The organism is Hymenobacter sp. HDW8 (assembly GCF_011305775.1).
Classification (GTDB): Bacteria; Bacteroidota; Bacteroidia; order Cytophagales; family Hymenobacteraceae; genus Hymenobacter; species Hymenobacter radiodurans.
Genome location: NZ_CP049907.1, coordinates 3,539,067 through 3,563,294 on the forward strand (window position 1 = coordinate 3,539,067; position 24,228 = coordinate 3,563,294).

Here is a 24,228-nt window from a genome sequence, read left to right on the forward strand (position 1 = left end):
GTTAAGCTGAACCCTAACAACTCAGGCTTTTAGCCCAACGTAGGCTAGAACAAACTGCTAGGGTAGCGGCGATGAAAGCTGAAAAAGCCCCCAGATGAAAAACCTACTTGCTGGGCTGCTGACGTGGGCGCTGTGGCTGGTTCATTCTGCTGCCTGGGCCTGCCGCACATGTCGGCCGCGGGTGCAGGCCACCATCCACACGCCCGAATACACAGGTAATCTACTACTATTGCTTTTGCCCATCGGCATTCTGCTGGTGGGCGGCATCGGACTATACTTTGCTGATGCTATCAAACGCTATTTCTTATCGAAACCTACGCATGGCTGATAAGTTACACCGCACTCCGCTGGTCGCGGCCGGAATACTAATGGGCGCTGGTCTGGGCGGCTTCGTAGATGGCATCGTGCTGCACCAAATTTTGCAGTGGCACAACATGCTGTCGGCTAAATATCCTCCCAAAACGCTGTTCACTGCCAAGACCAATATGTACTGGGATGGCATGTTTCACGCCGCCGTGTGGGTGATGACCGCCGTAGGGTTGCGCATGCTCTGGGAGGCCGGCCGCCGGCCCGATGTGCCGTGGTCGGGTCGCACGTTTGGGGGCGCGTTGGTGCTGGGCTGGGGATTGTTTAATGTAATTGAAGGCATAATTGACCACCAGATCCTGGGCCTGCATCATGTGCACGAATACGTGGCCGACAAACTGCCTTGGGACCTTGCTTTTTTAGCCTTCGGAGCCCTGCAAATCCTGCTTGGCTGGGCCTTAATCCGGGCTGGCCGCGCCGACACAATGGTTCGCGGCGGCGATATAGCCTGGCGTGGCGAGCGTTCCGGCAATGGCTAAGTGTAGCTAAAAATATACCCGTAATTACCCTGATTGGTGACTGCTGTGTGGCCGCATGAGTGCACCAAAAGCACCTTTTATGCCCGCCTGGCACATTGGCTGTTCCGAAAAGCTACTGATGAAACGCTGACTTGAGTACTACAGTCAGCACTTTCGGACGCTGGAGCTGAACGTGACGTTCTACCGTTTCCCGCTGCTTTCTTTTCTGGAAAACTGGTGCCAAAGCAGCCCTGCCGACTTTCGCTTCGCCGTAAAAGCCCCCGCTTGATTACGCAGTACAAGCAATTCAACAACGATATCGGCGGTTCGGCCATTGGCGATGCTACATGGTTGCAGGCGTACGTGGGCGCAGGGCGCTGAGCGCTACCCGATCTTGACGCCCGCCGGGAAATAAACCCCTTCATGCCCATAGTCGGAGGAGCCGGAACGGTATTGGCTACCGTTGAAGGGTGATTTGGTGTTGCTTTGGCGCCAACCCAGCCCCACGTAAAGGTCAACGAAAACCGGACCGGGTGGCAGTGGAGCCTGATAGCCTAGCTGCACCGAGGCGCCGTAGCGGGTGATTTTTTCAGTGTAAGGCACGGGGCCATACTCATAGTACGGCAGATCACCTGGGCCCTGGATCTCGCGCCAGCTGTCGCGGTGAAAGGTCATCTCGAAGTGCTGAATATGTGGCCCGTAGCTGACATAGAAACCAGCCGGAAAAGCTGCCTTGGATGGCGTCTCATACAAGCGGTGCTGCACCTGCAGGCCAAACCCGCGCACCGATTCATCCTCATTGGCCGGAATAGATTGGCGCGCCCCGTTTGGGTTTCCGGCGGGGCCGCTGTAGAGCTGGGGCGTCAGGATAAAGCTTTGCTGCGGCTTGCTTTTTCTTTGGTGCTCTATTTCCAGCCAATAGCCACTCTGCACTAAGTGCTGGGGGGCAAATTTGAGCGATAAGGAATTTAGGGAAGGCAAATTTTGCCCCCCAGCCTGCAGGCTGGAGCCTAGCAGGGCCAGCACCAGCCAAAAGCCCACCCAGCGCGGCGCTGGGGGGCAAATTTGCAGTAGAGCAGCCATTATTTCTCGGTAATCGGGAGGAAGCTTAGCTGCTGCAATTCGGTACCGGCATAGCTGTATTGATGCAAGCCATTGGGACCGATGGCCAGCAGCGTCCCGTTGTTCGGAATTACATCCGTGACGGCCACTTTATAGTGCTGCTTTTGGGTAAGGGCGGGAGCCTGGCTGGTATCAAAGGTTTTCAGGCCATCGGAGTCGCACACGAAAAGCTGGTCGTTATCTACGCCCAAACCCTGAGGGCCGGTCATGGGGTAGGTGCGCATCAGCTTGGGGTTGCTCAGGGTAGTAAGATCAATCACCTGAAGCTCATTTACGCCGTTACGGCAGGTATTGGGGCCACTGCGCAGCGTGAGGTAAGCGAAGCGCTCATCCACTACTACTGGGTCGCAGCTGAGAGCGTGCTGCATAAACGATACTTGGCGGGGCGACTTCGGCGTGGCAACGTCATAAATGTACATGCCGCGCTGCGTGCCCAGAAACAGGTAATGGTCGTAGGGGAAAATGGTTTCGACGCCAAACATCAGCGGGAGCTTGGGGCCGGCAGCGGGCGAGGTGGGCGAGGCCAGGTCGAAGAGGCGCAGGCTGTTCTCATCCACGGTATACAGCGTTTCGTCGAGCACCGCAAAACGCGCCAGCGAACCGGCTTTGCCCGTGCCGCCGCCCGCGCCCCGGTCTGCGAAGGAGGCAGTTGGGCTACCATTGGCGAGCATTGGGCCCCACCCAAAGAACGGATTGTTGACCACTGCAACTTCTTTTTTCTGCCACCCCACCACTACCGTGTTATCGGGGCGTTTGGTCGTATAGCAGTCGGGGTGCAGAAACTGCCCAGGAATAGGCAACTCGCGGAAAGCATCGCGCACGCGGCTCACCACATTTACGGCCAGCGGATTGCTGATATCGATGGTCACCAAGTCGGGACCATTATCGGCGTAGAGCAGGTTGTCTTTGATGGCAATGTCAACGTTGCCCGGAATGCGCAGGAAGCTAATAATGCGCGGGTTTTTAGGGTTCTGATTATCAATTATATGTACCCCTTCGTAGCGCTCATTTACAAATACATACCGGCCGCGTAGATAAATCTTGCCGGTGTTGTGCATAGCCTGTGCCGGCCGCGACGCTACCGACTGTTCCAACACTTCGCGCGACATGAGCAGAGGGCAGTACGCCGTCATGGTGTTGCTGCCGCTAGCGAACCTGCCCGCCCAGTTCGCATCTATTAGCCCGCCCGGCTGCGGGGTTTCTTCAGACTCATCGGAACAGGCGCCCATACCCAGAAGCAATGCACAACTGAGCAGGTATTTGTAAAATCTAGTCATTGCAATAAATAGCTTGGAGTAAAAGGATTGATGTCGGAGCGTGAAGCAATAACTGCAGTACTATCGCTTCTTTTTGGGGAGTCTCACAGGACATAAAAGGTTGCAATACTTTTTGCAAAAAAGACCGTCATGCTGCGCGCCGCGCAGCATGACGGTCTTTTGTTGAGTAAAGCTGACGCTTTAGGCAAAAAAAGAACCGCGCCACCGGCGCGGTTCTGTAGGGGTAAAAGCGGCAACGCTTCGTGCTTAATTCACTGGGGCGGCCGGCGCTTCTTTCACGTATTTATTTAGCCACGAATCCATTTCCCACAGCATGTGCATGATGGACTCGCGGGCCGCGTAGCCATGCGATTCGAAAGGCAGCACCACGTAGCGAGCCGTGGCCCCGTGGCCTTTCAGGGCATTGTAAAACCGCTCGCTCTGAATGGGGAAGGTACCGGAGTTATTATCGGCCTCGCCGTGAATAAGCAGGATGGGCGTCTTGATTTTATTGGCTGCTGTGAAGGGCGACATCTTATCGTACACCTGTGGTGCTTCCCAATAGGTGCGTTGTTCATACTGGAAACCGAAAGGTGTTAGTGTCCGGTTGTAGGCGCCGCTGCGGGCAATTCCAGCTTTGAACAGGTTGCTATGGGCCAATAAATTAGCGGTCATAAAAGCGCCGTAAGAATGGCCCATTACGCCCACGCGCTTGGGGTCAACCACGCCCAGGCGCTGGCCTTCGTCGATGGCCGCTTTCGCGCCAGCTACCAGCTGTTCTATGTACGTGTCATTGGGTTCGGCATCACCTTCACCTACAATCGGAATAGAGGTGTTTTGGAGCACGGCGTAGCCTCGCGTTACCCAGAAAATAGGCGAGCCCGAGGTAATGCGAGTGAAGGTGTAGGGCGAGCCTTTTACCTGACCAGCGGTACTTTTGTCCTTATACTCAGTGGGATAGGCTTCGAGCAAAGCAGGTAGCGGTCCATCACTTTTTTTGTAATTGGGGGGCAAATACAGATTGGCCGTGAGTGGCAGGCCATCGGCGCGCTTGTACTGGAGCACCTGTTTTTTTAGAGTGCCCAAAGCGGAGTAAGGGTTGGGGAAGGTAGTCAGGGCGGTTAGCTTATTTTTCTTCTTCGCGTCGCGCAAAAAGTAATTGGGGGCCTGCTCCACCGATTCGCGCCGCGTCACGAGCAGGCGCTTATCCGTATCCAGAATAGCGACGGGTATCTCGTAGAATGGAGCCTCTGAGCGCCACCAGCGTTCCGTCTTGCGGGTTTTCAGGTTTAGCTGATCGACAAACGGCCGGCTGCCTTCGGGCGAGGCGCCTTCCCCGAGCAAGTAAATCGTCTGCTTATCAGCGCCGCCGAGGGCCAGCACATCGCGGCCGGCAGCGTTGGGCTTCATGTAAGGCGTGCCGGGGTCGTTGTAGGTATCCTGGGACGAGCGGTCGAAGAGGACAGTGGGAGCCGCTTTGGTAGTTGGGTTAAATACCCAAGTCATCACTTTGCGGTCAGACCAGCGACCGCCGCTTACTAGGGCAGTCGTGTTGTTGCCCCATCTGATGCCGCGGTAGCGCAACGGCAAATCAACTACTTCTTTGGGCGCCGCGCTGAATGGGGCGTCCAGGGCCAATACTTTGTCGCGGATGGGAGCCTCCTTTTTAGGGTCGCCGCCGTCCTGCGCTTCCACCCAATAAATAGTAGCCGGCGCGTCGTCGCGCCAGTCGTGGTTGCGCGGGCCCGTAGGCACGGCGTCGAAGCTGGTAGGCACGTTATCGGCCAGCGGCAAGTCGGCTATCGACTTCACCAAATTGCCCGATAAATCCAGTACGTCCACCTTCACTGGAAAATCACTCGCGGTGAGCTGGTAGGAGTAAGGGCGGTGGCGGGTTTCTACCAGAATATACTTGCCATCGGGTGAGGGCGAAGCCCCTGAATCACGCCTGGCTGACCCAGTGGCTGGGTCTTGCCATCCAAACTCACTTTCAGGAGCTGCGTGGTGGCGTAGTAATCGAAGATCTTCTCGTCGGTGGGGTTTTTCAACAAGTCCTGATAGGTGCGGGCGGCGGCAGTGCGGCCCACGTTTTCCTGCACGATTGGTCCCGTGGGCGCCGCCGTAACATCGGGCACCTGGCCCCGGTTGGCGGGCACGGTGCGAGCAATCAGGGTTTGGTTGTCGGGCAGCCAGCGGTAGGCAGTGCCAAACACGCTATTCAGGCGCACACCCGGAATCTGGCGGGCGGTAGCAGTGGCTACATCCAGTACCCACAACTGAATTTGCCCCCAGCGGCGGCCGTGGCCTCGGTAGTGATGGCGAAGGCAATCTTGCTGTCGTCCGGCGACCAGCTAACCTCGCTGATCTTGGCCGGATTGGGTATGCCTTTCACCGCAATTTCGGCCCCGCCCGAGAGGCGCTTCAGCTTCAGAGCGGTGGAGTAGCTCACGCGGCTGGGCCCATTGGTGCGCGGATTCAGGCGCAGGCCCGCAATGCGCAGCTCGGGTTGAGAAAGGTCGGCGATGGTGGGTAAATCCTGCACGTCCATGAGTAGCATCCACTTGCCATCGGAGGCAATACTCACGCGGGGCGTAATGGGCGCATCCACCAGATCGGCAATGGCCTTGGAGGGCGTTTGGTACGTCAAGTCCTGCGCCTGCACCGATAAGTGGCTCAGGAACACGACTCCTAGAAAGAAGAGTTTTTTCATGGATTGAAAGGTTGGATTGGCAGTCGTAAGATAAGAAGGTTTGGCGGCCTCGTCCCTCCAGGCAACTATAAGTGCTTAAGACGCATCTTTCCCAAACCTTCACTTAAAAAGCCCCCCACGGCCTATGAATTTCCAGCGGATGAATAACCTGCTTGGCTGGCTGCTATTTGCCAGCGCCCTCACGGTGTATATACTCACGTTGGAGCCGACGGCCAGCTTCTGGGATACCAGCGAATTCATTGCCAGCGCCCATCATTTGCTGGTGCCACACCCGCCGGGCGCGCCGCTGTTTTTACTGCTGGGCCGGGTGTTTTCGTTGTTTTCCTTCGGTGATGCTACGCTGGTTGCAGGCCTGATAAATGGGGTTTCGGCTTTGAGTAGCGCCTTTACGGTGCTATTTCTATTCTGGACTATCACGCTGCTGGCGCGCAAACTGGTGCAAGGCCAAGCGCCCAGCACGGAGCCTGTAGCAGGGGAAAAGGTGCTGATTTTGGGGGCGGGGGCCGTAGGTGCGCTGGCGTTTGCCTTCTCCGATTCGTTCTGGTTCAACGCGGTGGAAGCCGAAGTGTACGCCATGTCCACGCTTTGCACGGCCTTCGTGGTGTGGGCTATGTTGAAGTGGGAAGCCCGCGCTCATGAGCCCCATTCTGATCGGTGGCTGATTCTGATTGCCTACGCGGTGGGGCTGTCCATTGGCGTGCATTTGCTCAATCTGCTGGCCTTGCCGGCGCTCGGGTTTATCTATTATTTCCGCCGGAGTGCCAACCCTACCTGGCAAGGTGGGTTGCTGACGCTGGTGGTCAGCGGGGCTATTCTGGGGGGCATTTTGGTCGGTGTTATTCCCGGCTTGCCATCCCTGGCCGGTGACTTCGAAGTGTTTTTTGTGAACTCCGTGGGGCTGCCGTTTAACTCTGGTTTGCTGATTTTTCTGGCTGTTTTTGCAACGCTCATCGGGTTTGGCTTTCGCTACGCGGCGCGCACCCGCAATCAGGTGATGAACACGGCTATGTTGGCTTTCGTGTTTATTTTGATCGGTTACTCGTCTTACCTGATTGTACCGATTCGCTCGAGTTTCAATCCGACTATTGACGAGAACAAGCCCGACGACGTGCTCTCCTTCGTCAGCTACCTCAAGCGCGAGCAGTACGGCGACCGGCCCTTGCTTTACGGCCCGCAGTTCGATGCGCAGCCTATTGCCCAAATAGAAGGAGCGCCGCGCTACGAGCGTCAAGGTGATAAATACGTCGTGCTAGAGCGACGCATTGAGAACGTGTATGCCGCCGAGGATAAAACCTTGCTGCCGCGCCTGTACAGCAACCGCCCTGGCCACATCAGCGAGTATCAGAAGTGGGTAAATGTGCAGGAAGACGCGAAACCTACGATGGCCCAAAACCTGAGCTTCCTGCTGCGCTACCAGCTAGGCCACATGTACTGGCGGTATTTCCTCTGGAATTTTGTGGGCCGAGAAAGCGACGTGCAGCAAGCCGGTACTTTGTGGCCCACCGCTACCAAAGATGGCTTGCCCCAGTTGTTAGCCGACAACAAAGCCCGCAATAACTTCTTGCTGTTGCCTTTGCTGCTAGGCGGCTTAGGATTAGTGTATCAAGTGCGGCGCGACGGGCGCAAAGCCTTAGTGTTAGGGCTGCTCTTTGGCTTGACTGGCGTGGCTATTGTGCTGTATTTGAACCAGCCGCCCATCGAGCCGCGGGAGCGGGATTATACGTTTGTGGGCTCGTTTTACGCCTTCGCTATCTGGATTGGCTTGGGCGTATTGGGGCTGCACCAAGTGCTGCGGTATCTGCTGCGTACGCCCAATTTGCGGGTGGCGACGGCCATGGTGGGGGGCTTATTAGTGCCCGGCATCATGGCTGTGGAAGGCTGGAACGACCATGACCGCTCCGGCCGCTACAGCGCCGCCGACTCGGCCCACAACCTGCTCAATTCTTGTGCTCCCAATGCCATTCTTATCACTTTCGCCGATAACGATACCTTTCCGCTTTGGTACGCGCAGGAGGTGGAAGGCGTGCGCCGCGACGTGCGCATTGCCGTGCTCCAATACCTACCCACCGACTGGCATATTGGGCAGCTTCGGCGCCAGAGCTACGACTCGGCGCCGGTAGCCCTGACGCTGCCCCAAACCAGCTACCAATCGGGCACCAATGACTACTTGCCTTATGTGGCCAACCCGGCGGTGCCGGCCGTGAATGTGCAGGAATTTATGCAGCTGGTACGGCAGAATAGCCCCTGCTGCAAGTCCAGACGCAAGGTGGCCAGGAGCTATTGTCGTATCCGTCCGACCAGTTTTATCTGCCTGTTGACAAGAATAAAATCAAGCGCTTAGGCATTATTCCCAAGGAGCGGGAAAGCCAGCTGGTTGACCGAATGGAGTGGAGCGTGGGCAAGCAGTACATGGATAAGAGCAAGCTGGTAATTCTGGATATTTTGGCTACCAATGACTGGAAGCGGCCGGTGTATTTTGCCAACGCCGTGGCTCAGCAGGAAGGCATGGGGCTGGAGCCTTATTTACAGCTCGAAGGCATGGCGTACCGCATTCTGCCCTGCCGCAACCCCGATCCAAAACCCCAGCACGTGGGCTACGTGGCCCGCCAGCTCACGTACGATTCGCTGATGAACAAATTCGCGTATCGTAACCTCGATAATCCGGACGTGCTCTATGACGAAATCAACCGCCGTACGCTGGCCCAATACCGCGACAAATTCGGCCAGCTAGCCCAAGCCTATCTGCGGGCCGGGGAGGTAGCGAAAGCGAAAGAAGTAGCCCTGCGCTGCCTGCAAGTAATGCCCGATGCTGCTATTCCCTACGACCTATACACGCCCGAGCTGGTAGCGCCACTCGCGGCGGCTGGCGAAAAGCCCCGCGCCAACGAAATCATGGATACGCTCACCAGCCGCACTCAGCAGGCCTTGGCGTACTACAGCACCCACGACGAGCAGGCTTTATTTGAGCAGGAAATAGGCACCAACCTAATGACATTGCAGCGCCTTTACCAAGCCGCTGCCGATACTGGTGACCAAGTGCGTGCCGCCCGCGTGGTAGCACTAGCGGAGCAGTATGGTGGCAGATAATTAACTCAACCAGACGCTAAATACCGTCCGGCGCTCTCCCACGGTTTCGAGGCTAAAGCGGAAACTGTGTTGGAGTAGAATATCCCGAATCATGGTCAGGCCGATGCCTTGACCGTCGCGCTTGGTACTGAAAAACGGCGTGAACAAGCGGCGTTGCACCTCCGGCGCGATGCCTGGCCCGTCATCCTCAATTTGCAGCAACGGCGGCTGCAAGCGGGTGCGAATAGTGATGGTGCCATGCTCGCCGATGGATTCGAGGGCGTTTTTGGTAATATTGATAAGCACCTGCTCGAGCTGTTGCGCATCAAGGTCGGCGCGGAGCGGCTCGGGGGCCAAATCCCAGTGCCAAGTGACGTGGCGCCGCTCGCTAGGTACGTGCATCAAGCGGTGAATATCGTGCAGTAGCGCGTGTATGTCGCAGGGGCGCCGGGTGGGCACGGGCAGGCGCACGAGGTTAGCAAAGCTGGCTATAAAATTGGCTAAGTGTGTATTGCGGGCAATAGAAACGTCGAGGGCTTCGCTAAAATCGGGACGGTCGGTGGGAGCTAGCTGGGGGGCGTAGTGGTGGAAGCTTTGCAGGATGGAATTGATGGCACCAATGGAGTTATTGATTTCGTGGCTCATCATTCGGATCAGCTTTTCATACGCCTGCTTCTCCTGCCGGATGAGCGCTTGGGTCAGCTCTTCCAACAAAATAAAATAGCGTACGAAGCCCCTGTCTAGAAAGTGAGCCGTGGAGGCGCGGTAGGTTTGCAGCCCCGACAGCTGAATCACTTGGGGTTCATTTGGCTTCAGCTGGCTCAAAAAAGCCCCCCAGTCGCCAGCCAGGTCGGTGGGACGTTGGCCGAGTAGCTCCGGGGTAGTTTGTCCGAGAAATCGCTCGGCAGCGGTATTGGCAGCTTCTATTTTGCCATCGAAATCTAGAATGAGAATGCCCGCTGGCGAAGCCTGAATCAGGCGTTCCAGCAGAAAGCTTTTCTCATGCTGCGCTACGCGTTCCTGACGCAGCTCGTCAATCATGTGATTGTAAACATCGATGAGCTGGTCCATTTCGCGCTGGCCAACAGGCACAAATTTCATGGAGAAATCTTTGGCCCTAATGGCCTCCGTACCGGCCGCAATGAGTTGAAACGGCCGCACAAACCCGCGGTACAGCTGCGTGGTAAGCACAATAGAAACGATGAGTAGCACCTCCGTGGCCAAAAACAGCTCAGTGTTCGTGCGGATATACTGCGCGGCCAGCACAATCAAAACCCCGTGAATGATGACTACAAAAAGTAGGAATTTGACGCGCAGGGTCATAGAAGAAGCAGAAAATCGAACGCCAAGCTAGAGAAATAGGAAATTAGAACAAGCTCCCCTCAGCAGGTGATTCTGCGCGTTAGGCAGAGTGGGGATGCGGCGCCAACGGCGCCGTTAGGGTGATTGAGGTCGTTGCTTAGTGTGAACAATACCAAAAGCCCGTCATGCAGAGCGCAGCGAAGCATCTCGCTCGCGGTCGTTGCCAAGCTAACGGTCATGCTTAATCTGGCTTTCGCTTGTCGAAACATCTCTCCCGCTTCATTGAGATTACCATTGCACGCGAGATGCTTCGCTGCGCTCCGCATGGCGAGCTTTTATAAACCAAACAACATCAGCAACGCCCTCAACCACCCCTAACCCCTCCTCAACTGAGGAGGGGAACTAGCTTTCTAGTTTTGTTTTAGCTCTCCGGCTTTTCTTCGCTTCTTACTTTTCGGCCGTATCATACGGAATACCGAACTTCTCCAAGCGACGGTATAAAGCGCCCCGGCTTAGTCCCAAGGCTTTGGCTACGCGGCTCACGTTGCCGCTGTAGTGCTCCATCGACTTACGAATCATCTGCGACTCTAGCTCATCGAGGGTCATGGCGCCGACGGGGGGCAACTCGTTGTTCTCGGTACTTCTGGGGGGCATTTTTTGGAAGTGCGCCTGGAAGTCTTCGGGGCCTAGCTCGTCTTTGCCGCTAACTAATACAGCCCTTTCGACTAGGTTTTTCAGCTCTCGAATATTGCCGGCCAGAGGCAGTGTGCGCAGCCAGTGCAGAGCCGCTGTACTGATGCGTAGCGCTGGTCGGTGGTAGGTAGTGCGCAGGTTCTGAACAAAGAAATTGACCAGCAGCGGAATATCATCGGGCCGCTCGCGCAGGGCGGGCAGGCGCACGGTGATCAGGTTGATGCGGTAGAATAAGTCTTCGCGGAAGCGGCCCTCGCGCACTAGCTCCGCCAGATTACGATTGGTGGCGCAAATCACGCGGATATCGAGGGTGCGGGGGCGACTGTCACCGAGTACTTCGTAGGTGCGGTCTTGGAGTACGCGCAACAATTTTACCTGGCTGCTCAGGTCCAGCTCGCCGATTTCGTCCAGGAAAATAGTGCCTTTGTTGGCTAGTTCGAAGCGGCCCACGCGGTCGGCTTTGGCATCGGTAAAAGCCCCCCGGCGGTGCCCGAACATCTCGCTCTCAAACAACGAGGCCGAAATGCCCCCAGGTTCACTTTTACGAAGGGCTTGTCGCGGCGGTGACTGTTGCGGTGAATGGCCTCCGCAATGAGCTCCTTGCCCGTGCCGCTTTCGCCCTCAATAAGCACCGACGCATCGGTGGCGGCTACCTGGCCCACGCTGCGCAATAAGTGCAAGAGCTGCGGATCGGTGCCGACGATGTTGGCAAAATCGTAGCGCTTGTCGAGCTCCCGCCGGCTGAGCGTATCCTCTTTGGCCGAAGCATCCGGTAAGCTCAGAATCGTGCGAATCGTTTGAAGCAGGGCGTCATTATTCCAGGGCTTCGTCACAAACTCTGCCGCGCCCGTTTTGATGCCTTCCACGGCCAAAGAGATAGAACCCCAGCCCGTAATCAGGATAACAGGCACCTGGGGGGCTATTTTCTTTACCAGCCCCAGCAAGGCAAGCCCATCCTGCCCGCTCGTGTCGAGTGAGAAGTTCATATCCATGAGCATGAGTTGGGGCGCCGTCTCCTGCAAGCTTTGCAGCGCCTCGGCCGGCGTGGCTACCCCTTTGGTTTGGTAGCCAGCCTGCTTCAGCAACAGTCCCAACGAGGTGCGCACGGCCACATCGTCATCAATAATCAAAATCATAGCGCAGAAAGGCGAAGAACGAGGTTCGGGCGGAGATTTGAAAGTGCCAAGGCAGTTCAAGTCCTGTTGTGGAGCCAGGCAATGCCACGGCGGCAGGCACAGGTTTATTCTTCGCGCAACGACACAGCGGGCTGAATGCCAGCGGCAATGCGACTAGGCTGCCAGGCGCAGATGGCCGTGAGTGCGAAGATGATAAGCGTCGCCAGCAGCATAGCCTGCAAATAGATGCCCGATGCGACACCAAAGACTCCTAGCAATGGAAATTGTACGGCTAGCAGCATGCCCAGTACCACACCCAAGGTGGTGACAACCAGCATTTCACTTAAAAATTGCCCCCCAATGCCGGCGCCGGTGGCTCCCAGGGCCCGCCGTAGGCCAATCTCGGCTTTGCGCTGGTTGATATTGTACCAAAGCACCCCGAACAGACCCAGCCCCACATTCAGAATCAGGAATCCGCACACGAAGCCCAGCACGATGAGAGGCGTGAGCACGACTTTCAGTTGAGTCACGCGGTTCTGGACCAAGGAGTTTACCGTCACCGACCAGCCCTTGGCCACGCTACCTATTTCTTTAATCAATTGCTGCTCCAGTATGGCACCGCTGCCTGGCTGCACACGCACCAGTACGACGGGCCGCTCATAGGATAGTTGTTTCATCGTGGTAGCGTCGTAGTCCAGCGCTCTGCGCCGAAAGTAGAGGGGCTCATCTTCAGCAAAATCATTGGATGAACGGTAGTAGTCTACCACGCCTACCACCTGTGATTCATTTTCGCCTTTCGCGTCGGTCAAAATTTTGCCCACAGCCTTCTCGCCCGGAAACATGGCATTTTTGAAGGCGTTGTTGATAATAATTGGCTTGCGGGTGCTGGCCACATCGCGCTTGTCAAACCAGCGACCTTCTACCACATTGAGCTTCAGCACATCCCGAAAATCATCATCGGCGTCGTAGTTTTTGGTGATCGGGCTTTGCTTGCCTTTGTAGTGCAGGTGGCCGTTCATCGAGCTAAAGGAGAAGGGCGTGTTAGCACCTGATTTGCTCACGCCAACCACGCCTTTGGCGGCCTTTAAGCGCTGCATGGTAAGCTGAAGCTTTTGGTTGTAACCGGTCGTATCAGCACCGGGGTTCAGGTTGATTTCCCACACATTCTGATAATCGAAGCCCATGGGTTGGCGGTAGTAGTACACGTTATACACGAGCAGACTGCTCACCACAAAGAGCACGAAAAACGACAGCACGATTTCTACAATCAGCAGCATGTTGGACCGCTTACGGTTCCAGATCAGGGTAAATAGATGACGTATCATGGGAGGAAGAGGCTAGGAAAATACGATTAGTTGGTGCTGCCTTTCAGGGCTTGAATAGGCTGCACTCTCGACATTTTGAAGGCCGGATACACCCCCGACAGCACCCCAAAAAACACTACCGCCAGCAGGGCCCAGGCAAACACCCGCAGATTCAGGGTGAATTGGGCGTAAGGAATGAAGTTGGAGTCGCTGATAAACTCCAAGGCGACGTACGCCAGCAGCAGCCCGAATAGCCCACCCAGCAGCGTCAGGAAGATATTCTCAATCAGAAATTGCCCTACCAGCGTATTGCTGGTAGCGCCAAATGCTTTGCGCACGCCTATTTCGGAGCTGCGATCCATGATCCGACTCAGGTTGATGTTTACCAGGTTCAGCGCCGGCAACGCCATGAACAGCAAAGCCAGACCAAAGATGATAAAGTAGAAGATGGTGATTTTGGATGATTCCGACTCGCCCTGCCCTAAGATTTGGCGGGTAAACGTGGCCAGCAAGCCGTCGGCGTGGGTGTTGAGTGACTTGATATCGGGGTTAGGATTGACCACGCGCTTCAGCACCTGCTGATACTCCGCGTCAATAGTTTCCAGGTCGGTGCCTTCTGGGGCCAGTAGCGCCGCGAAATAATCGCCCGCCAGAGAAGGGTTGCGGATGTCGGCCTTAGTGGTGGTCATGGGGGCCCACACCTCAGCGTAGGAGTTGAAGCGCAGAACCGGCACGTCGCTTACCACGCCCATCACTCGAAACTTGGTCTGATCTACTTCAATCATGCGGCCCACCACGCCCTCGGCCGTGCCGAAGTATTCGCGGGCCGTGGTTTCCGAAATAACTACCACCCGGTTGGCATCGCGTAGGTCGATGGCGTTGTAGGGCTTGCCGTCGAGGAAGTGGAAATCGAACACATCCCAGAACACGTTGTCGGTAAACTTGAGGTCGAGCTCCAGCTTCTTGTTGCCCACGTAGCTGGGCGTGGAATTAAACATGGAGTAAAAAGTTATTTTTTCGGGCGTCTTCATCGAACGCACATACTTCTCCAGAAAGTAGGGGCTGGGCGGCGTGTTCATTTGCCCCCATCCTTAAAGCCCTGGCTCAAAAACGTGATAAACGCCATGCGCTTAATGCGCGACTCCGGCGCATGGGCACCCTGAATGTGGTCGGACATGGCTACAATCACCAGCAGCACCATCAGCGTAAAGCTGATGCCGAACAGGCTGATAAAGGTGAAAAACTTGCGCCGTAGCAAGACCTTCCAGGCGATTTTTAGATAGGAGAGAAGCATGGGTATCTTAAGTAGAAATGAACATCAAATAGAAGTGGCAGTGGCTGCAGGCGGCCAGGCAGATTCGGGCCACCCGAGCCGGAGGTTGACGGTGCCCACTACCAGAGCACACATCACCACATGACCGATGTTTAGAGAAGCCAGACAGTTAGCCAACCTGACTGCCGTCGAAAAAGCGGATTAACCGCTCCGTTTTGAGCGCCTGATGCTCGTCGTGGGTTACCATCACGATGGTGGTGCCTTCCTCCCGATTCAGCGTCAGCAGCAAGTCCATAATTTCCTCGCCCATCACCGAGTCAAGGTTGCCGGTAGGCTCGTCGGCCAGGATGATTTCGGGGCGGCCGGCCAAGGCCCGGGCGATGGCTACGCGCTGGCGCTGACCGCCGGAAAGTTGACTGGGAAAGTGCGTAGTGCGGGCACTCAAGCCTACTTTGTCGAGGGCTTCGTGGGCCCGTTGGCGCCGCTCTTTGCCCCCACGCCGGCGCGGTAGAGCAAGGGCAACTCTACGTTGTCGAGCACCGAGAGGTCGTTGATCAGATGATAGCTCTGAAATACGAAGCCAATTTTCTGGTTGCGCAGATGCGCCAATTCCTTGTCGGAGTACGACTTCACGGGGCGTCCATCCAGCTCTAAAATGCCCCCCGTAGGCTCATCTAGCAGCCCAATGATGCTCAGCAGCGTAGACTTGCCGCAGCCCGACGGCCCCATCACCGACACGAACTCACCCTTATTGATGCTCAAATTCACGCGGTTCAGCGCCACCGTTTCGATGGTTTTGGTCTGGTATACTTTCTCAATGTCGGTGAGCTTAATCATGGGCGGCGCGGTAGAAAAAGTGGACGAAGGTGAAGAGGGACGAGACTGTGTGGCAGTGGAGCTCATGGCAAAAGCAGGTGAAGTGTAGCGGAGGTGATATAGAATTGGGACTGTACTGTCCGGTTATGAGGCATTGGAGGTCCGGTTCTTATCTTAATAGCCAAGCGCTATGCCAATGGTATAAACTATTGTTTATCAATGTTTTATAGGAATTAATAAGCGTCACGATTTCATAAATAGTGTCCAGAAATGGACAAGGTGTTCGGATATGAGGTGACGCGTGTGCGCTTCTGGCAAGCAGTTGTGCATTAATGCTCGTCAGCCGATAGATAAGTATCGCAACACATTGTTTTTTATTTAGATTAATTTATATATTACTTATAATTCAAGTTCACCCAAATCCCACCTTTATGCCTACTACCACCAGCATCGGCGCCGAAATTCGGCGTGCCAATGACATGTTTGAATCGGGTTTTGAGCGGGGCGATGCCGCTGCTATAGCTGCCCTGTATACTCCTGATGGCAGTGTGCTTCCAACAGGTATGGAGCCAATTCAAGGCGTAGCTGGTGTGCAGGCTTTTTGGCAAGGGGCCATAGATATGGGTGTCAAAAAAGTAAAGCTGAAAACCCGGGAAGTAGAAGAGCTCCAGGACACGGCCATTGAACTAGGGACTTACACGCTGTTTGGTGCTGATGGGCAGCAGATGGATGAGGGCAAATACCTCGTGGTGTGGAAGGAGCAAGAGGGGCAATGGCGACTTCACCAGGACATCTGGAACACTAACTTGCCCGCGGCTAACCAATAGGACAACCTGTTATTGTTTAGATAAAATAAGCCCCTACGGGGTGGGGATGGCCTGAAGAGCTACTGGTTCTCAGGCCATCCCCACCCCGTAGGGGCTTACTCGGAGCTAACTACCTCATTACGGGTTCGCGACTAAGGGGCGCTGCCGCTCAAAGTCATAAAGCGTAAGGGCCCGCAAGCGGTAGTAGGCTACCCAGCCGGCCCGCAGCGCTACGATGTAGGCGCGCTTGGCCTGATCTTTCTCCGATAAGGCAATATTCAGATCAGTGAGGCTATAGCGGCCTACCTGGTAGGTGGCGCGGGCAATATCGTAGCGGCGCTGGGCCAGCGTATCGGCGCGAGCGGCCAGGGCCAGCTGCTCACTTAAAGTACTTAGTTGGGCCGCTTGCGTCAGCACCGTTTGCTCGAAGGTGGCCTGGCTTTGCTGCACGTTGCGCTGCACCTGCTGGCGCGTCAGCTCGGCGGTTTTGATAATAGATTTCTGCCGGCCCCAATCCACAAGCGGCATTGAGAAGGCCAGTCGTACCTGCTGCTGGTTCAGCGGATCTTGGTAGCTGTCGAGGAAACGGTCGGCGCGGTTTACGTAGCCCAGATTAGCGGTCAGGCTGGCTTGCAGACCAGTGGTGCCTTTGGCCCCCGCCACGCTGCTGTCGGCTTGCAGCAGCTGACGCTGAAAGGTTAGCATCTCGCTGCGGTGTTGGCGGGCCAAGTTCAGCGCTTTATCCGGCGCTACCACGAGTAGCGCCGGGGCCGGAGGGACTTGCAGGGAAACGGTAGTGCCGCCAATGCTGGTGTAATTCTGCAGTTCCAGGGCCGCATTTTGAGCATCCAGCACGGCCTGACCTTGGTTACGACGGGCTGTAAGGAGGTTTACTTCGAGCTGCAATAGGTCGTTCTGCGACAGGCGGCCAAGCTGGTAGCGCTCCTTGCCCATGCGCAGCATTTCCTCATTTGCGCGCACGTTCTGGCCCGCTACTTCGGCATTTACCTGCTGCTGCAACACATCAAAATACAGCTCTGCTATGCGCTGGGCAATGTTTTCGCGCTGGGCCACAAACTGCCGCTGCGATTCTTCGTAGCGCAGCGGCTCAATGCGGCGGGCCCAATACAGCCGGTTGTAGCCGCCGATAGGTTGGCTGAGTCCAATGATGGCGGGCGTAGTGTTGTAGCGCCGCTGCTTGCGGTCGAAGTCATCGAAGCGCTGCACATCGGAACTGACGAAAATTTGCCCCCCAGTGAGCCCAATGTTCTGGCTCATCGTCACGGCCAGGTTGGAGTTGTTGATGCGCACGGCCCGAAAGTCGGTGGTGCCGTCGGGCTGAATAACGGGGGCAATTACTCGGCTGAAATCGGGAACGGTGCCCTGCAACGACAGCTGGGGCATGTAGGCCGCGCGGTAGGTGCGCCAGCGCCAGTAGCTGGTTTCGCGGCTTGTCTGGGCCTGCTGGGCCACGGCCGATTGATCAAGAGCCAGCTCAATTACCTGGGGAAGACTGAGCTGTTGCTGGGCGTGGACGGTAGGAGCAACGGCAAGCAACAAGGTAATACCAGCGGCGCGCAGACCGTTACGTAGGGCTCTGGGGGCATTTTTGAGCGTAGCATGGCGCGTTATTGCTTGATGGTTAGCTCACGGGTTTCTTCACGATCCTTCATATCGGTCAGGATAATCTCGTCGCCGGGTTGCAGGCCGTTGGTTACCTGCACGAAATCGAAGTTGCTGTCGCCGAAGGTTACTGTGCGGCGCTCGGCTTTATCGCCTCGCACCACAAACACCGCCTGCTCAGTACCGCCTTGGTAGAAAGGGCCGTTTTTGACGCGCAGCACCTTCGTATGCGCTTTGGTTACCACATACACATCCACGCGCAGGTTGGAGCGCAGCAAGGGATGGTGGTTGTCATCAAGCTTGGCATAAAACGTTACTGCGCCCTTATCCACAGCCGGGCTCACGGCGCTGATGCTGCCGCGCAGGTCCGTGTCGTTTACCCTCACAACTACGGGGTCGCCCACGTGCAGTGCCTCCGCGTAGGCATCGGCAATGGTGGCGCGCACCCGAAAGCTACTCAGGTCGGCTATGCGGGCCAGCACGTCGCCCTGGTTCACGGTGGCGCCAATGTCTTCATTCACCCACGTCAGCACGCCGGGCTGCTGGGCGCTGATGTCGGCCTGGCCTAGCTTGCGGGCTAGCTCCGTGATGTTGCGGTCCTGGATCTGCATGGTGAAGCCCAGCTCGCGGGTATCGGCCGCGTTGGCCTGGCGCTGATTGCGAATCTGATCTTGCAGACGCTTTAGCTCGAGCTTAGCTAGGTGCAGATTTAGCTCAGCCTGCCGCACGCTTTCGGCCGTGCCGCTCCCTATTTTCAGCAAATGCTCTTCGTCGCGGAGCGTCGATTCCTGGCTCCGAATCTTGACCTGCTGCACCTGGGCCTGACTTTGCAGGTCGTTCAGGGTGCGCTCCATCGTTAGGTTAAGTTGGGTACTCTTGTTGCGGTTTTGCAGCTGCCCATCCTGTAGCTTGGCCAGCTCACTGCTGGTCAACTCCTTGTCTAGCTCCAGAATGGTTTGGCCCGGTTGTATCGCGCTGCCCACCGGGACCACCACCCGGCGCACCGTCGATTGAATAGGACTGGTAATCACGGCCTCGCGTCCGGGAATCACGAAGCCAGTGGCCGTTAGTGCCGCTTCTACATCGCCTATTTCGACTTTGGTTGTGAGAATATCGTGGCGGTTGATGCTCGGCTTCAGTACTCCCCGAAAGGCAACCAGCACCACCACCACTCCCAGCACCACGAGTCCGGCTAGCAGCCAGGTACGGCGACGGCGCTTGCTTTGTGTGGCGGGAGAAATAGCTCTGTCCATTTTTAGATAGAAATGAGGTGGTTTTCTATCTAAGTAGCCAAGCGCTGTGCCAACGGACTAACTATCTACTAATGAATGATTTAATATAAATCAGGAAGTAGTAAGCAGATGATAAGGTGTCCATTATTGGACAGAGTGTTCGGTATTGAAAATTGCAATGAACGGATGTGTAGAATACTACTCAGATCGATGCAGAGACTCGTTATTTGTGTGTCTTGGCGTTGCTAATACTCAATTAATTGCCCCCCAAACAACCAAACAACGACCTCAACACCAGCCTCGGCTACTTCGGCTTTCTTCTCTACTCACTGCGCAGAATCGTCGTAGGAGGAGGGAGCTTAAAGTTCGAGCAACAAAAAAGCGGCAAGCCGTGTGGCTTGCCGCTTTTTGCGCAATTCCTATTGCCTGGGGGGCTTATTTCTGCTCGCCTTCAGGCTTAGGCGTTTCGCTAGCCTCTTGTGGCAAAACGAGGTCGAACTCAACGCGACGGTTGAGGGCGCGGCCGGCGGCGGTAGCATTGGTGGTGATAGGCTTGCTTTCACCGTAGCCACGTGATTCAATCCGCTCCGCGGGAATACCTTTTGTCAGCATGTAGGTGCGGGCAGCGGCAGCGCGGTCGTCGGAAAGCTTCAGGTTGTAAGCATCGCTACCTTGGCTGTCTGTGTGGCCGGCAATGCTCAGGATATAGTCAGGATACTCATTGAGCACTATCACTAAATCTTCGAGTGTAGGATAAGAAGTTGGCTTGAGAACGGCCTTGTTCAACTCAAACTGGATGAACTTAGTGGCAGCCTCCAAGCGCTTCTTGGTTTCGACTTTAATCTCTGGACAGCCTCTGTTCGAGGCTGGACCCGCTGAGTTGGGGCAACGATCCTGAAAGTCGGGCACACCATCGCCATCTGAGTCAACAGGGCAGCCAATGGCGTCTACTTTCACATTGGCAGGCGTGTCAGGGCACTTGTCGTTGGCGTCGGTTACACCATCATTGTCGGCATCGGGGCAGCCTTGCAGCTCGGCTTTGCCAGCTGTATCCGGGCACTTGTCGTCGGCGTCGCGCACGCCATCGCCATCACGGTCGGGGCAGCCTTCGAGGGCAGCCAGGCCTTTTTCAGCCGGACATTTATCCTGATAATCCGGTACACCGTCGCCGTCGCCATCAATAGGGCAGCCATTGGCATCTACGGCCACACCAGCAGGAGTGGCGGGGCACTTATCCTTGCGGTCGGCAATGCCGTCGCCATCTTCATCTTTCGCTCTGCCCATATTCACCGTAATACCGGCCGAGTGCTGGAGGTAGCGGTCATTCAGGTCGCCGCCGTCTACGTTGTCAATTGTGTTGGTAGTGGCATAGATCTGGCCCGTCTGCACGAAAATGCCGAAGGAAGGCGAGAAGTTCAGGGTGATGCCGGCATTACCTTGGATGTAAGCCGCGTAGTGGTCGCGGTTGCCGAGCAGCTGCTCGCCCCCGCCTACGTTGGAGAACTTATCGGAGGAGGCAATCATCAGACCTGGCGCCAGGCTCAGGTAGGGAGCAAATACGGCGTCCTCTTTCAAGGCCCAGCCGTTGTTGAGCTTGAACTTGATGGGCACCCCAATTGTAGTCACGTTCGCGTCGAAACGACGGATAGCGGGGGGGAAATCATCAATGGCTTTGAACGTCTTGGTGGAGAACTTCATGTCGCCGTAGTTGGCGGCGATGCCAATGTCGAGGCCGGGCGTGATATAGCGCGAGAGGGTGATGCCGCCGCCGCCTTCAATCTTGTTGGACTTGAACCACTCCGAGCCCAGGTCGCCGTGGTATTGCAGGGTGCTGCCGTAAAGGCTAATGCCGGTCTTGCGGTCTGCGCTTTGCGCATGGCCCTCAGAAGCTGCCGCCAGCAGCGCTGCGCCCGAAAGCAGTAATTTGGATAAAGTAGGGAGTAATCTCACAAAGTAGGGTTAAAACAGAGAGCTTTATTGAATTAAGTCTATATACTATTAATTCTTATATTGGGTTTCCAATCTCCGTAATTGTTGAGCTTAGCTCACCACAATACTTGACTACAGGGTCCAGCCGGCGCCTTCCGGCAATACCAGAAACACGCTGTCGGCCAGATTCTGGGCGCGTAAGGCTTCTCGCAAGTCAGTAACAGGCTCGGTCAACCCATCATCGGCAAGCTGAAAGGTGCCGAAGTGAGTGGCGATACTGCGCCGAGCGCGCAAATCTTGGTGGGCCTGCACTGCTTGGGCGGGCGAGATGTGAATGGGGGCCATAAACCACTCGGGCCGATAGGCGCCAATGGGCAGAATAGCTAACTCAATGGGTCCCAGTCGCTGACCTATTTCTTTGAAAAATGCCCCATAGCCCGTGTCGCCGGCATAATAGAGGTTGCCGCGGCCAGTGCCCAGGACCCAACCGGCCCACAGCGTGGCGTCGCGGTCGCGCAGGCCCCGGCCAGAAAAGTGCTGGGCAGGCACGGCAGTGAGCTTTACTGAGAAACTGAGCGGCAAAGCTTGCCACCAATCTAGCTCAGTTACGTTGCCTATTTTCTCCTCATCTAAAAAGGCCTTGATGCCCAGCCCAACGAAGATACGCGGCTGGTCGCGGGCGGCCAGGCGGCGCAGGGTACTTACATCGAGGTGGTCGTAGTGGTTGTGGCTGATAACGATGGCGTCGATGGGGGGCAAATCGTCGAAGCGCAGCCCCGGTGGACGCAGGCGCTTGGGACCGATCCACTGGTAGGGGCTAGTACGCTCACTCCAGATGGGGTCGGTCAGCACATTCAGACTATCAAACTGTAGCAGAAAAGTGCCATGATTGACGAAGGTAACCCGCATCTCACCGCGGCCTACGCGGGTGGGCGGCTTGGGTCCGGGGGGCAAATTTGACTGCTCAGGCCACTCGCCTTTGTCGCGGTTGAGCATCCATTTCAGCAAAGGGCCCATGCCTTCCTGGGCCTTTACGCCGCCAGCATTTACGAAAGTCTCGCCATTGAAGTGGTCGGAAACGGAGCCCCGGTATTTGGGAGCGGAGATGGAGCAGCCTACCACAAGGCCACCCGCGGCCAGCAATACAAGTAGGCCCAGAGCCCAGAATAAGTAGCGACGCAGCATATGGCAGGGAAAAAAGCTCCTCGTTTTACCGGCTAGCTCGTCAAAGGTTTTGGGTTTGCCCAGAGTCCCGGTCTTGGCTAGCCGTCCAAATAGCCCGCGGTGCGTAATTTGCCACCCAACATGGCTGATGTGGTTTCCCTTGGTTTTGTGCGCAGTCGTTTGGCCCCTACGCCCAGCGGGTATTTGCACCTAGGCAACGCGGTCAATTTTGTGCTCACGTGGCTGTTCGTGCGCCGGGCCGGCGGCACGCTGCACCTACGTATCGACGACCTCGACCGTGCCCGCCTGCGCCCGGCGTATCTGGAAAATATCTTTGCGACTATCCGCTGGCTTGGCCTGGATTATGACACCGGCCCTCGTAATTCAAAGGAATTCGAAGAGCACTATTCGCAGCTCCATTATCTGGCCGACTACCAGGCGCTGCTCGATGATCTGCGCACAGAGCCGGGGTTAATTTATGCCTGTACGTGCTCGCGCACCAGTAATTTGCCCCCCGGTTCTCCTTCTGATAAAAGCGGCTGCCGAAGCTGCCAAGCTACATTCGCCACGCCTGGCGCCGCCTGGCGCGTGCGCGTACCGGTCACTCCGGTTGCTGTCGTCGATGGGTGGCGCGGCCCCTTATGGTTAGATTTGGCGGCTACAATGGGCGACTTTGTCGTGCGTAAAAAAGACGGGCTACCGGCTTATCAGGTGGCTTCTTTAGTCGATGATCTGCGCCTCGGTACTACGCTTATTGTTCGGGGCGAGGACCTGTTGCCGAGCACTGCCGCACAGCTTTTTTTAGCTTCTCAATTGCCAACCACAGCCCGCTTTGCGCACACGCAGTTCATCCATCATGCCTTGCTTTCCGGTGCTGAGGGGCAAAAATTGTCCAAGTCGCAACAGCAGCCCCTAGACCGGGGAATCTTAGGCGCTAGCCACTCACCGCGAGTAGTTTACGCCGCCGTAGCGGAGTTGCTGGCTCTGCCAGAAACTGCTGGTGAATCGTTAGACACTTTGCAGCAAGCGTTTGCTGAGTTCGAAATAAAGAGCAAAAAGTAGCTAAATGCAGATCCATAGATTGGGTTGTAATCTAAACAAGGCGGTCATGCCGAGCGGAAGCGAAGCATCTCGCGTGCTGATGGTAGAGTAGTAATCTTGCGTCAGCACGCGAGATGCTTCGCTCCGCTCTGCATGACGGGCTAGTGGGAAGCTTAGCGAATCTCCTTTTTGAACTGCTCTGCCCAATGGTCAGCTAAGCGTGTTGGCTCCGGTAATTTATAGCCGCGGGTGCAGGCTTTGGCCAGGCGCGTAGCAGTGGCTTGGTCGCAGCGGTGACCGGGGCTGACAAATACGGGCAGCACTTTGTCTTTCGTGCGCAGTACTTCGCCAATTACTTCGCCTTTGTCGAGCAGCGGCGACAGGCTGCCGGCAGTAGCAGCAGGTTCCTCGTAACGGCCGGTGAGAAGGCTTTTAGCAACCCCGAAAGTGGGCATATCGAGCAGCACGCCTAAGTGGGCGGCAATGCCCATGCGTCGCTTGTGGGCAATGCCGTGGCCGTCTACCATTATTACGTCGGGCTTTTGGTGGAGCTTTTTATAGGCTTCCAACAGGTTCGGTGCTTCGCGAAAGGCCAGAAATCCAGGCACGTACGGTACCGTTACGGGCCCCACGTTATATACCTTTTCCACCAACTCCAGCGAGGGGTAGCGCAGCAGCACAAACACCGACAGAATGGTTTCGGGGGTCGGAAACGAGGAGTCGCAGCCAGCGATGAACGTCGGTTCGGCGACCAAGGGCTCCAGGCGCACGCGGGTGCGCATTTCCTCCTGCTGTAGGGTCAGGTCGCGGACTACAATGGGGTCGGCGGGCGGGTGGTAGGGGCGGTACATAGGGTGGGAGTGTGGGCTGGGGGCAAATTTCCCTTGTACGGGTGGCCGCTGGAAAAGCTAACGAAAGCTACTCGGCTTGAATTTTTTGTTTACCATCGAGC

The 24,228-nt window shown here is 56.3% G+C and carries 22 protein-coding genes and 2 pseudogenes; 7 read left to right on the forward strand and 17 right to left on the reverse strand.

Annotation, left to right across the window (positions count from 1 at the left end; all coding sequences use genetic code 11):
• The first annotated feature begins 94 nt into the window (after positions 1-94).
• The 3 genes from G7064_RS15115 (at position 95) to G7064_RS23285 (ending at position 1,113) form a co-directional block, all read left to right on the forward strand.
• Positions 95-328 carry a hypothetical protein gene (locus G7064_RS15115; RefSeq protein WP_166074240.1) on the forward strand — a complete coding sequence of 78 codons (234 nt, stop codon included), beginning with the start codon at positions 95-97 and terminating at the stop codon, positions 326-328.
• Entirely contained in the window at positions 321-845 is a 525-nt protein-coding gene (locus G7064_RS15120) for a DUF2243 domain-containing protein (protein WP_166074241.1), read from the forward strand. Before G7064_RS15115 ends, G7064_RS15120 begins: the two co-directional genes overlap by 8 nt.
• Positions 846-1,017: 172 nt before the next feature.
• Complete coding sequence (locus G7064_RS23285; RefSeq protein ID WP_205711123.1) at positions 1,018-1,113, forward strand: DUF72 domain-containing protein; 96 nt, start codon at positions 1,018-1,020, stop codon at positions 1,111-1,113.
• 95 nt (positions 1,114-1,208) lie between these two features.
• On the opposite strand, the gene G7064_RS15130 is transcribed toward G7064_RS23285, so the two are convergent.
• The 5 genes from G7064_RS15130 to G7064_RS22460 form a co-directional block, all read right to left on the reverse strand.
• Complete coding sequence (locus G7064_RS15130) at positions 1,209-1,907, reverse strand: hypothetical protein (RefSeq protein ID WP_166074242.1); 699 nt, start codon at positions 1,905-1,907, stop codon at positions 1,209-1,211.
• Positions 1,907-3,223: an LVIVD repeat-containing protein gene (locus G7064_RS15135; protein WP_166074243.1), complete on the reverse strand. Its 1,317-nt coding sequence runs from the start codon at positions 3,221-3,223 to the stop codon at positions 1,907-1,909. The genes G7064_RS15130 and G7064_RS15135 overlap by 1 nt, the downstream gene beginning before the upstream one ends.
• 246 nt (positions 3,224-3,469) lie before the next feature.
• Positions 3,470-5,044, reverse strand: a complete 1,575-nt coding sequence (locus G7064_RS22450; RefSeq protein ID WP_240935514.1) for an alpha/beta hydrolase family protein — start codon at positions 5,042-5,044, stop codon at positions 3,470-3,472.
• Between the two features lie 56 nt (positions 5,045-5,100).
• The gene (locus G7064_RS22455; RefSeq protein ID WP_240935515.1) at positions 5,101-5,478 is read right to left on the reverse strand and encodes a hypothetical protein; all 378 of its coding nucleotides are present in this window, start codon (positions 5,476-5,478) and stop codon (positions 5,101-5,103) included.
• Positions 5,460-5,912 (reverse strand): hypothetical protein, encoded by a 453-nt coding sequence (locus tag G7064_RS22460; RefSeq protein WP_240935516.1) that lies wholly within the window; start codon positions 5,910-5,912, stop codon positions 5,460-5,462. Before G7064_RS22460 ends, G7064_RS22455 begins: the two co-directional genes overlap by 19 nt.
• A 124-nt stretch (positions 5,913-6,036) precedes the next feature.
• On the opposite strand from G7064_RS22460, the gene G7064_RS15145 reads away from it, so the two are divergent.
• Both G7064_RS15145 and G7064_RS15150 read left to right on the forward strand, forming a co-directional pair.
• Positions 6,037-8,253 carry a DUF2723 domain-containing protein gene (locus G7064_RS15145; protein WP_166074244.1) on the forward strand — a complete coding sequence of 739 codons (2,217 nt, stop codon included), beginning with the start codon at positions 6,037-6,039 and terminating at the stop codon, positions 8,251-8,253.
• Positions 8,193-8,999, forward strand: a complete 807-nt coding sequence (locus tag G7064_RS15150) for a hypothetical protein (protein WP_166074245.1) — start codon at positions 8,193-8,195, stop codon at positions 8,997-8,999. The genes G7064_RS15145 and G7064_RS15150 overlap by 61 nt, the downstream gene beginning before the upstream one ends.
• Here G7064_RS15150 and G7064_RS15155 read toward each other — a convergent pair whose 3' ends face one another.
• The 7 genes and pseudogenes from G7064_RS15155 to G7064_RS15175 all read right to left on the reverse strand — a co-directional run bounded on the left by G7064_RS15155 (position 9,000) and on the right by G7064_RS15175 (position 15,502).
• Positions 9,000-10,301, reverse strand: coding sequence for a sensor histidine kinase (locus G7064_RS15155; RefSeq protein WP_166074247.1), 1,302 nt, complete (start codon positions 10,299-10,301; stop codon positions 9,000-9,002).
• A gap of 426 nt (positions 10,302-10,727) precedes the next feature.
• Positions 10,728-10,934, reverse strand: a complete 207-nt coding sequence (locus tag G7064_RS23290) for a helix-turn-helix domain-containing protein (protein WP_410505554.1) — start codon at positions 10,932-10,934, stop codon at positions 10,728-10,730.
• 254 nt (positions 10,935-11,188) lie between these two features.
• Positions 11,189-12,109 (reverse strand): annotated as a pseudogene (locus G7064_RS15160) (sigma-54 factor interaction domain-containing protein); the annotation flags it as partial.
• A gap of 104 nt (positions 12,110-12,213) precedes the next feature.
• Positions 12,214-13,413, reverse strand: a complete 1,200-nt coding sequence (locus G7064_RS15165; protein WP_166074248.1) for an ABC transporter permease — start codon at positions 13,411-13,413, stop codon at positions 12,214-12,216.
• A gap of 26 nt (positions 13,414-13,439) precedes the next feature.
• Positions 13,440-14,390 (reverse strand): ABC transporter permease, encoded by a 951-nt coding sequence (locus G7064_RS15170; RefSeq protein ID WP_240935517.1) that lies wholly within the window; start codon positions 14,388-14,390, stop codon positions 13,440-13,442.
• A gap of 77 nt (positions 14,391-14,467) precedes the next feature.
• Positions 14,468-14,686, reverse strand: coding sequence for a hypothetical protein (locus tag G7064_RS22465; RefSeq protein ID WP_240935518.1), 219 nt, complete (start codon positions 14,684-14,686; stop codon positions 14,468-14,470).
• Between the two features lie 148 nt (positions 14,687-14,834).
• Positions 14,835-15,502, reverse strand: a pseudogene (locus G7064_RS15175) (ABC transporter ATP-binding protein).
• A 410-nt stretch (positions 15,503-15,912) separates the two neighbouring features.
• Between G7064_RS15175 and G7064_RS15180 the strand changes: the two are divergent.
• Positions 15,913-16,308 (forward strand): YybH family protein, encoded by a 396-nt coding sequence (locus G7064_RS15180; protein WP_166074249.1) that lies wholly within the window; start codon positions 15,913-15,915, stop codon positions 16,306-16,308.
• A gap of 117 nt (positions 16,309-16,425) precedes the next feature.
• Here G7064_RS15180 and G7064_RS15185 read toward each other — a convergent pair whose 3' ends face one another.
• From G7064_RS15185 to G7064_RS15200, 4 genes are all read right to left on the reverse strand, one after another.
• A complete protein-coding gene (locus tag G7064_RS15185; RefSeq protein WP_240935519.1) occupies positions 16,426-17,847 on the reverse strand; it encodes a TolC family protein in 1,422 nt (473 codons plus the stop codon).
• A 68-nt stretch (positions 17,848-17,915) separates the two neighbouring features.
• Entirely contained in the window at positions 17,916-19,163 is a 1,248-nt protein-coding gene (locus G7064_RS15190) for an efflux RND transporter periplasmic adaptor subunit (protein ID WP_166074250.1), read from the reverse strand.
• 414 nt (positions 19,164-19,577) lie between these two features.
• Positions 19,578-21,092, reverse strand: a complete 1,515-nt coding sequence (locus G7064_RS23105) for an OmpA family protein (protein ID WP_166074251.1) — start codon at positions 21,090-21,092, stop codon at positions 19,578-19,580.
• Positions 21,093-21,203: 111 nt separating this feature from the next.
• Entirely contained in the window at positions 21,204-22,256 is a 1,053-nt protein-coding gene (locus G7064_RS15200) for an MBL fold metallo-hydrolase (protein ID WP_166074252.1), read from the reverse strand.
• Positions 22,257-22,376: 120 nt separating this feature from the next.
• Between G7064_RS15200 and G7064_RS15205 the strand changes: the two genes are divergently transcribed.
• Complete coding sequence (locus G7064_RS15205; protein ID WP_166074253.1) at positions 22,377-23,297, forward strand: glutamate--tRNA ligase family protein; 921 nt, start codon at positions 22,377-22,379, stop codon at positions 23,295-23,297.
• A gap of 152 nt (positions 23,298-23,449) precedes the next feature.
• Here G7064_RS15205 and nfi read toward each other — a convergent pair whose 3' ends face one another.
• Positions 23,450-24,127, reverse strand: coding sequence for a deoxyribonuclease V (gene nfi, locus G7064_RS15210; protein ID WP_166074254.1), 678 nt, complete (start codon positions 24,125-24,127; stop codon positions 23,450-23,452).
• Between the last annotated feature and the right edge of the window lie 101 nt (positions 24,128-24,228).